Raw genomic sequence first — 8,216 nt, forward strand, 5'->3', positions numbered from 1 at the left:
GCTGTCGGCGGCGCAGTATTGACTGGCAGTACTTTAGGGACGCTAGGCGGTGCTGCTATTGGTGGGGTTATTGGCCATCAAGTTGGCAAATAAACTTATCCTTCGTTCTTGTCGTTGCAGGGGTGTTAGCTACGCTCACTCACCCGAATCACTTTCCTGTGTAAGCTCATCGGGATTCGTTTGCTTGCTGCCTACCTGCAACACCAATAACTTTGGATAAAATTTTGTATTGTTGAAGCTATAGCGATAACAAAGTTGACTGACGGGGAAATGTGCCGAATGGGTCGTAGCAGCGTAAGCTGCCGGAGCGCCCATCGGGGCAGTCACCCCGTCAAACGGCAAACAATAAAGCAAAATATTGTCATTCCTTTCACCCCCCTGCCAGTTTGACTTTCATCCCTTTGGCTTCGAGCAGTTGCTTGAGCAGATCGCGTTTATCCCCTTGAATCTCAATGACACCGTCTTTCAATGCGCCACCGCAACCGCACTTCTTCTTCAATTCTGCTGCCAGTTTCTCTAGCATTTCATCACTGCCATCAATACCAGTAATCAAACACACGCCCTTGCCTTTGCGGCCACTGGTTTGGCGCTGAATGCGAACAATACCATCGCCTTTTGGCCGCTGCGGTTTGACCTCGGGTTCAGTGATACGCCCGGTATCGGTTGAATAGACCAAGCGGCTATTATCATGACTCATTTTGCCCCCTTACCCAAAGAGGCCAGAATGTCGGTTAAGGTTTTTTCTGGGTCAGGAGATTGGGTGATCGGACGCCCTATCACCATATAATCCACACCTGCCGCTACAGCTTGCTCTGGTGTCATAATACGGCGCTGATCGCCAGCATCACTGCCCTCCGGGCGAATCCCCGGTGTCACCAGTTTGAAATCCTCACCACCATCACCACCACAGACCTGTTTTAAGCGCACAGCTTCGTGAGCAGAACACACTACGCCATCTAAACCGCAATCCCAGGTTAATTTTGCCAACCGTTCTGCATGCTCGGCTGGGGTGATATTAATACCAATATCACGTAAATCTTCGCCATCCATGCTGGTTAGCACCGTCACGGCAATGAGTAAGGGTGCTTGTTGGCCATAAGGCAATAACGCTTCTTTGGCTGCGGTCATCATACGCGCTCCCCCGGTGGCATGAACATTCACCATCCACACCCCCAGCTCCGCCGCCGCCGCAACCGCACGGGCTGTGGTGTTGGGAATATCGTGGAATTTCAAATCCAGGAAGACTTCAAAACCACGCTGATGCAAGTCTCGAACCAGTTGGGGGCCATACAAAGTAAACATCTCTTTGCCCACTTTTAGCCGGCAATCACGTGGATTAACACGATCAGCAAAGGCTAACGCCGCGTCTTTATTGGCATAATCCAGTGCAACAACGATCGGGGAAGATAGTGATCCACTGTTATTAGTTTTAGTTGCAGACGTCATTTTCAAGCCTTTTTCAGTCAGTTAGTCATAATAATGACCCTATTCTACAGGGTGTATCACTGAAATTACAGCTATCGGGTAGCGCGGAGTTTACCCCTATTTGTCAGGCTTTGATAAGAGGGGTGAATTTAAGTAAAGCAGATAACCCCCCTATACCGGCAGTTGAGTAAATAAGTTTCAAGAAGGGTAAATTCTTAATCAAAATATTTGACTATTGAGTTCAGCTTTTTCAGGTTTTATTTAATCCACCCTAGGGTATCATGCACTCCATCGCAAGACATTGATGTCTACTTACTGATTTAAATCATAATTTATAATTTAAATCACAAATATGTTATTGGAGTTCTATATGAAAAATATTAAATATATTATCCCTGCATTGGTCCTTTCTTGTGCCTCATTTGCCAGTGTTGCTGCCACACAAATCCAACATGCCCCAGCAACAGGCTTGAGTAAGATTGGCACCGTTGCCGCCAGCAATGCCGGTACATTAACTGAATTAGAAAATACACTGGCAAAAAAAGCAGATGAAGCCGGTGCAACCTCATTCTTGATAACGTCTGCAACCGGTAATAACAAATTGCACGGCACCGCAGTCATTTATCGCTAAGTGACACCGGGGAAAGGTGATTTCAGCCACCTTTCCCCGACAATGAAATCCTGCTTTCCAGCACGTGAATAAACTCAATTTTTCCCAGCATCCTGTTCCGCTTTGCGCGCAGGAAGGCTGAGGATCAGGTGCGTGATTATCCCCCCCACCAGCCCCCAGAATGCAGAACCAATCCCCAGTAATGTCACGCCAGAAGCGGTTATGAGAAACGTGATAATCGCCGCATCACGCTGGCGCTCATTTTCCAGCGCTCGATACAAACTGCCCGCAATGGTGCCGAGCAAGGCCAGTCCGGCAATAGTATGGATAAGCGCCACTGGCAGTGCGCTAAAGACCAGACCGATTGAGCCACCAAACACACCTGCAACCAGATAAAAAAAACCAGCCACTACCGCAGCCATATAACGTTTTTTCGGATCAGGATGGATATCTTGCCCCATACAGATAGCCGCTGTAATCGCCGCAATACAGACGGTAAATCCACCAAATGGGGCTAAAAATAGCGCGGTCAGTGCTGTCCATGAAATCAAGGGAGAAACCGGTAGAGTGTAGCCGTGCGCTCTCAGTGTGGCGATGCCCGGTGCATTTTGTGAGGCCATCGTCACCACGAAAAACGGAACGCCTATACCGAGAAGTGTTGAGAGTGTGAAATGTGGCATGACAAATACCGGAGTGGCAAAAGTCAACGTCTGGCCGTGCAGGGCAATATCACCCTGTATTCCGGCCACCATCAGCCCGGCGACCAGTGCCAGAATAATCGCGTAGCGCGAAAGTGTGCGTTTTGCCAGTAGATAGACCAAACACATAGTACCAGCCAGGGCGAAATGGCTTTGCAGCGAGGTAAAAGCGTCCAGCCCAAACCGCAGCAATATCCCCCCCAGCATCGCAGCCGACAGTGCCTGAGGAATATAATGCATCAGTCTGGCAAATAAGCCGGTCACGCCGCACAGCAGAATAAGCCCGGTGGCAAACACAAACACACCAATGGCTTCATTGACCGATGTGCCCGGTAAACTGGTCACCAGCAACGCAGCGCCCGGCGTTGACCAGGCGGTGACGACGGGTGTGCGGTAATACAGCGACAAGCCTATGCTAGTCACCCCCATTCCCAGCCCGAGCATGCTCAGCCAACCACCAATTTGTGCCACACTGGCCCCTGCTGCTTCTGCGGCCTGAAAGATTATTGCCGCTGAACTGGTATAACCGACCAAAACAGCCACAAATCCAGCGATAACCGCAGAAAATGTGAGATCTTGCCAACTGAAATGCGATGCCATCGGGGAAAATCCTTCTGATTATCGGGCGCGAGCGGTATGCTATCGTGCGTTATAACGTATATTTAATGCGCCCAACCTATCATTGTGCGCTATAACGCACAAACATATTCGATAAAATTCTCGCCTGAGGAGTCAAAATGAAGGAACTCACCCAGCATATTGGCAGTCAACTGAAAATCGTGCGCCGCGAACGAGGCTGGAGTTTGAGTCAGACGGCGGAGCAAACCGGCGTCAGTAAAGCGATGCTGGGGCAAATTGAACGCGGCGAATCCAGCCCAACAGTCGCGACGCTGTGGAAAATCGCTAGTGGTCTCAACGTCTCTTTTTCACAATTTCTTGAAACACCGCCGGCGCAGTCTGCTGCGTTACACCGTCACGGTTTACTCACCACGTTCAATAGCGAAACGTCAGGAATGCGTGTCGTGCCGCTGTTTCCTTATGACGCGACACTGCGCATGGATATGTTTGTTATCGATCTCGCGCCGGGCGGATGCAGCGAATCAACACCACACGAAGCCGGAGTGATTGAGCATGTGATTGTTATTGCAGGGGAACTGATGCTGACTGTTAATGGTGTGACCCGTAAGCTGACTGCCGGTGAAGCACTCCGTTTTGCGGCCGATTGCCCGCACGGCTACCGCAATGAAAGCAGCCATTCAGTGCGATTTCACGACCTGATACATTACCCGCACAACCGCCCGTAGTGTTCATTTCTCTGCTGCGTAACGGGCCTTACCCCTCGGTTGCGCCCACCCATCATCCTTCATCACTTCAAACCCCATGGCCTTCTGCGCAGGGTATATTTCTGAAATTGCTCAATGTGAATTTTTTGTGACAATTGTGTTATCCCCTAGACAGTTTCGCTTCCCTCGCTTAGCTTGGTATTTTCCCCTAAGTTGAAGGTTATATGATGAGCGAAATATCTACCTTAACCATTAAAATCCCTCTGGAATTAAAAGAAAAAATTAAAGCTGCCGCCTTAGAAAAACAATTTTCTCTCAGTACTGAAGTCTGTGAAAGATTAGAGACAAGTTTTGAGGTTGATGTTAAAGGCAGTAAGAGCAGCCGCAAAGAGGCCAAATTGCATCACAGCGAGATTGATAACCAAGGTGTAGAAGAAATCTCTGAACAGCCGTTGAGTCAGAAAGAATTGAAGAAACTGCGCCAACTGCTAAAAGCGCCGCAGAAGAAAAAATAGATCATTTCATGACCTGCCAATCGGGTGATTCAATTCACCCGATGTTGCTGATTCACCCACAACCTATTGACCATCCAACCCTCTGATAGGCTTAACGGATGCCCATGCACGGCAAGACGGGCAATGCCAATAGAGTGAATGCGCGGTAAAACCACACTTGTGGCAGCGATAACGTGGTTTGGTGCGGATTTGCTCGCCAACCATATCACGCAACAACAGTAAGCTCTCTTTCGCACGCCCTTCTTCGGCATCAGCCAAGTGATAGTCCATCAAACGATAGAAAACGCGCATGGTTGGATGGCGTTGCAATTGGCGATTAATATAGGTTTGCGCCACATCCCGGCCTTCGTGCTGTTCAAGAATTTCCGCCAGCATTAACTCTGCCGTCGCGCCGGTGTTATCTTCAACACAACGTTTCAGGAAATTTGCCCATGCTTCAGGTTGTTGTAGATGTTGATAGCACTCACTCAGCATTGGCAATGCTTCACTGACGACTTCTTTATCTTGCTCCAACACGCGCTCCAGCGCTTCTACACCCTTCGCATACTCACCCTTGGCCAGATACACCCGACCTTGCATGATGGACACTCTGGCGCACTGTTTGTCTGCTGAAGCGGCTTTCTTCAGCAAGTTCATGGCCTTGTCGAGATCATCACTTCCCATGGCTTGCAGCGCCAATTCGCAATAAAAATGAGCAATTTCCAGTCGCTGGTTATCTTTACCCATTTTGACCAGTTTTTCTGCCACTTCGATGGCATTATTCCAATCACTGGTCGCCTGATGAATCACTAATAACTGCTGTAACGCACCCAGCCGGAAATCTTGCTCTTCAACTAATTGGTTGAACATATCCTCAGCGCGGTCATATAACCCCGCAGCCATGTAATCGCGGCCCAACTGCTGGACGGCCAGCAACCGTTGCTCAAAGGTCAGAGAGGCGCTCTCCATCAAGGCTTGATGAATGCGGATAGCGCGATCAACTTCACCACGGGAGCGGAACAGATTGCCTAACGTGAGATGTGCTTCCACCGTTGAACTGTCTTCTTTCAGCATTTCAAGAAACAGATCAACCGCTTTGTCTTGCTGGTTTGAGAGAAGGAAGTTAACCCCGGCCACGTATTCACGAGACAGGCGGTTAGCATCCTGCTGCTTATCCTGCTGAGCACTTCTACGCCCCATATACCAACCATAGGCGGCAGCGACCGGTAACAGCAGAAACAGCATTTCTAACATAGAAAATTATTCCTTGCTGACGGCAGGTGTGGATGCAGTCGCACTGGGTTCAATCGGTGGCTCTTGCTGCGATTCAAGGCGTTTAATTTTCCGTTCTGCACGACCCAATAAGATGCGAACCCGCAGATAAAAAAGCCCACAAATAATCCATCCCAGAACCAAGCCTGCGGCAAACAGCGTCGCCAACAAGGTAGATACCCGATATTCGCCCTGAGCCAATAAATAATTGAAGGTAACGACCTGATCGTTATTTGCTCCGAGCGTGACTGATATCACGAAAATGACGAGCACTAACAAAAAAATCAGCAAATATTTCACGTTTTTTCCTAAAGGCCGAATCAACCTGATGAATTATGCCAAAAATGTGGCGTCCTGACTTAACAAATTAGCACTTCCTTACCCCGCAAAGAAACCCTGCACCAAGATAAAGCGCTGAACCGATGTTCAATAGAGATTATGTTGAGTCAGTTAATTGCGAATAAGACGTAGTCACCCAACCTTAATCATGCTTGCGCGTAGCAATCTCTTGCTGTTCTTGCGGCGGAATATTCAACGGGCCGAACCACCGCTGCACCAAACTGCATACCATCGCGACTAACAAACCGCTAATTAACGTGGCCGCCATCAAATCACCAGGCCAATGCATACCTAATGCCAGGCGGCTCATCATGACACCCTGCGCCCAGAGCATCAGTAATATCACCGTTTTATAATGTCGCCGGGGCCATAACAATCCGACGGCTAATAATGCCCAACTGGCGGCAAAAACCGTGTGGCCGGAAGGAAAGGCAAAACCCGTTTCAAACTGCCAGTGGCGGCTCAACCACGAGGGGATCACAGATTGATTTTGCAATTGTTGTCTAACCAACTCGCTGCGCTCAGCACGGGGTAATGAATAAAAAAAGCGGTTATCAATATGATGTTCAGCTTCAAGCCATACCACAAAGGGCCGAGGCTCCTGTACGTGTTCTTTAATCAGTGATTTCAATCCCTGCCCCAGAACAATAACCATACTGAGTATAACCAACAGCCCGATAGCCGGTTTGAGCCGAAAACGCAGGCACCACAAAAACCAACCACTGAGTAGTACACTGGTGACGATGCCCCACGGCGCGGTCACCGTCTCTGTTACCCAAAAAAGTCCTTTTAACCCGCTTTCACCGCCACCCGGCCGCCATTGCCAACCGGAAAGCCAAATGATAAACGTTGGCAGCAGTAAAATAAGTGCTCCCACGGTAATGCGTTTTGCTATATTCCACATCTGTTGCCCTTTCTTTCTGGCAATATCCACAACCTATTACCTGTGGTGATAGCACGATTTATATAGTGCTATATCTATAAAATATAAGTCTCTCTACCTATTGATAACATACACAAATTTTTATCATTTCTAAAATAAGTCTTAGATAGACATTCTCGCTAACCTTATTGCTGCTTTGTTGAACAGCAGCAGGCCGAAAGTTATGGCAATATAGCTAATAATGATCGCAGAAAATTTTTTTTTTGACCTTATGCTCTCAAACCAAAAGGGTATAGTAGCCATTCACGGTAGGGTATGCGACAACCTATCTAAGGGTATGAAGTTATAATATGAACAGCAAGATGCAGCTAAAACGTGTAGCAGAAGCCAAATTACCGACACCTTGGGGTGATTTTCTGATGGTCGGTTTCGAAGAGTTAGCCACCGGTCATGACCACCTGGCATTGATTTTTGGTGATATTAGCACCAATGAGCCTGTGCTCTCCCGTGTTCACTCTGAATGTCTGACGGGTGATGCCCTCTTTAGCTTGCGTTGCGATTGTGGTTTCCAGTTAGAAGCGGCACTGGCACATATTGCCGAAGAAGGCCGTGGTGTGCTGATTTATCATCGTCAGGAAGGCCGTAATATTGGTTTACTGAATAAAATCCGCGCTTATGCTTTGCAGGACTTAGGTGCCGACACCGTTGAAGCCAATCACCAACTGGGTTTCGCCGCCGATGAGCGCGACTTCACGCTGTGCTCTGATATGTATAAGTTATTGGGTGTCAAAGCCGTGCGCTTGCTGACGAATAACCCGAAGAAGGTCGAAATTCTCTCCGAGGCCGGGATCAATATCGTCGAACGTGTTCCGCTGATTGTCGGACAGAATCCTAAAAATGAACACTATATGGCGACCAAAGCCGCCAAGATGGGCCATTTATTGACGAAATAACGTCCTGCATCTTACCGCTGATGCAGGCAATAAGGGTGGTCTCGCCCCCCTTCAGACTGTTGATAAAGTCAACTGAAGGGGAATCGTGCCGTTGGGGCCGCTCTTTGTTTCAAATACAAGTGCGTAAGCGACCGGAGTGCCCCTTATATCTTGATCTCTTTCCTCATAGGATCGATGATCCCCGACTGATCATCGGGATGTCATGGGTGAGATTGCGAGTGCCCCTGGGTTTTAAGCCTGTCACCTAGATTAATCCCCC

The 8,216-nt window shown here is 48.6% G+C and carries 11 protein-coding genes and 1 pseudogene; 5 read left to right on the top strand and 7 right to left on the bottom strand.

Annotation, left to right across the window (positions count from 1 at the left end; all coding sequences use genetic code 11):
• Window positions 1–93: pseudogene (locus tag ACNSO8_RS00340) on the top strand (hypothetical protein); the annotation flags it as partial.
• A 42-nt stretch (window positions 94–135) separates the two neighbouring features.
• Here the strand turns inward: ACNSO8_RS00340 and ACNSO8_RS00345 are convergent.
• Genes ACNSO8_RS00345 through pyrF form a run of 3 tightly spaced genes read right to left on the bottom strand, consistent with a single transcriptional unit; the run spans window position 136 to window position 1,446 of the window.
• Window positions 136–354 carry a hypothetical protein gene (locus tag ACNSO8_RS00345; protein WP_418393482.1) on the bottom strand — a complete coding sequence of 73 codons (219 nt, stop codon included), beginning with the start codon at window positions 352–354 and terminating at the stop codon, window positions 136–138.
• A gap of 16 nt (window positions 355–370) precedes the next feature.
• Window positions 371–697 carry a stress response translation initiation inhibitor YciH gene (yciH, locus tag ACNSO8_RS00350; protein WP_418393483.1) on the bottom strand — a complete coding sequence of 109 codons (327 nt, stop codon included), beginning with the start codon at window positions 695–697 and terminating at the stop codon, window positions 371–373.
• Complete coding sequence (gene pyrF, locus ACNSO8_RS00355; protein WP_418393484.1) at window positions 694–1,446, bottom strand: orotidine-5'-phosphate decarboxylase; 753 nt, start codon at window positions 1,444–1,446, stop codon at window positions 694–696. Before pyrF ends, yciH begins: the two co-directional genes overlap by 4 nt.
• Before the next feature lie 349 nt (window positions 1,447–1,795).
• Between pyrF and bhsA the strand changes: the two genes are divergently transcribed.
• Window positions 1,796–2,056 carry a multiple stress resistance protein BhsA gene (gene bhsA, locus ACNSO8_RS00360; protein ID WP_418393485.1) on the top strand — a complete coding sequence of 87 codons (261 nt, stop codon included), beginning with the start codon at window positions 1,796–1,798 and terminating at the stop codon, window positions 2,054–2,056.
• A 74-nt stretch (window positions 2,057–2,130) separates the two neighbouring features.
• Here the strand turns inward: bhsA and ACNSO8_RS00365 are convergent, their stop codons facing one another.
• On the bottom strand, window positions 2,131–3,333 hold the full coding sequence (locus ACNSO8_RS00365; protein WP_418393486.1) for a benzoate/H(+) symporter BenE family transporter: 1,203 nt from the start codon (window positions 3,331–3,333) through the stop codon (window positions 2,131–2,133).
• A gap of 137 nt (window positions 3,334–3,470) precedes the next feature.
• Between ACNSO8_RS00365 and ACNSO8_RS00370 the strand changes: the two genes are divergently transcribed.
• Both ACNSO8_RS00370 and ACNSO8_RS00375 read left to right on the top strand, forming a co-directional pair.
• Window positions 3,471–4,037 (top strand): helix-turn-helix domain-containing protein, encoded by a 567-nt coding sequence (locus tag ACNSO8_RS00370; protein WP_418393487.1) that lies wholly within the window; start codon window positions 3,471–3,473, stop codon window positions 4,035–4,037.
• Window positions 4,038–4,243: 206 nt separating this feature from the next.
• Entirely contained in the window at window positions 4,244–4,531 is a 288-nt protein-coding gene (locus ACNSO8_RS00375; protein WP_418393488.1) for a hypothetical protein, read from the top strand.
• A gap of 63 nt (window positions 4,532–4,594) precedes the next feature.
• On the opposite strand, the gene lapB is transcribed toward ACNSO8_RS00375, so the two are convergent.
• The 3 genes from lapB to pgpB all read right to left on the bottom strand — a co-directional run bounded on the left by lapB (window position 4,595) and on the right by pgpB (window position 7,025).
• The gene (gene lapB / locus ACNSO8_RS00380; RefSeq protein ID WP_418393489.1) at window positions 4,595–5,764 is read right to left on the bottom strand and encodes a lipopolysaccharide assembly protein LapB; all 1,170 of its coding nucleotides are present in this window, start codon (window positions 5,762–5,764) and stop codon (window positions 4,595–4,597) included.
• A 6-nt stretch (window positions 5,765–5,770) separates the two neighbouring features.
• On the bottom strand, window positions 5,771–6,082 hold the full coding sequence (locus tag ACNSO8_RS00385) for a LapA family protein (RefSeq protein WP_418393490.1): 312 nt from the start codon (window positions 6,080–6,082) through the stop codon (window positions 5,771–5,773).
• Window positions 6,083–6,263: 181 nt separating this feature from the next.
• The gene (pgpB, locus tag ACNSO8_RS00390) at window positions 6,264–7,025 is read right to left on the bottom strand and encodes a phosphatidylglycerophosphatase B (protein WP_418393491.1); all 762 of its coding nucleotides are present in this window, start codon (window positions 7,023–7,025) and stop codon (window positions 6,264–6,266) included.
• A gap of 341 nt (window positions 7,026–7,366) precedes the next feature.
• Here pgpB and ribA point away from each other — a divergent pair, with 341 nt between their 5' ends.
• The gene (ribA, locus tag ACNSO8_RS00395) at window positions 7,367–7,957 is read left to right on the top strand and encodes a GTP cyclohydrolase II (RefSeq protein ID WP_418393492.1); all 591 of its coding nucleotides are present in this window, start codon (window positions 7,367–7,369) and stop codon (window positions 7,955–7,957) included.
• Window positions 7,958–8,216: the final 259 nt, after the last annotated feature.

The organism is Yersinia sp. LJYL362 (assembly GCF_048323875.1).

Bases quoted from the DNA above. Each gene is read 5' to 3' on its own strand.
- ACNSO8_RS00370 (WP_418393487.1), top strand. From the start codon at position 3,471: ATGAAGGAACTCACCCAGCATATTGGCAGTCAACTGAAAATCGTGCGC.
- ACNSO8_RS00365 (WP_418393486.1), bottom strand. From the start codon at position 3,333: ATGGCATCGCATTTCAGTTGGCAAGATCTCACATTTTCTGCGGTTATC.
- yciH (WP_418393483.1), bottom strand. From the start codon at position 697: ATGAGTCATGATAATAGCCGCTTGGTCTATTCAACCGATACCGGGCGT.
- lapB (WP_418393489.1), bottom strand. From the start codon at position 5,764: ATGTTAGAAATGCTGTTTCTGCTGTTACCGGTCGCTGCCGCCTATGGT.
- ACNSO8_RS00375 (WP_418393488.1), top strand. From the start codon at position 4,244: ATGAGCGAAATATCTACCTTAACCATTAAAATCCCTCTGGAATTAAAA.
- pgpB (WP_418393491.1), bottom strand. From the start codon at position 7,025: ATGTGGAATATAGCAAAACGCATTACCGTGGGAGCACTTATTTTACTG.
- bhsA (WP_418393485.1), top strand. From the start codon at position 1,796: ATGAAAAATATTAAATATATTATCCCTGCATTGGTCCTTTCTTGTGCC.
- pyrF (WP_418393484.1), bottom strand. From the start codon at position 1,446: ATGACGTCTGCAACTAAAACTAATAACAGTGGATCACTATCTTCCCCG.
- ribA (WP_418393492.1), top strand. From the start codon at position 7,367: ATGCAGCTAAAACGTGTAGCAGAAGCCAAATTACCGACACCTTGGGGT.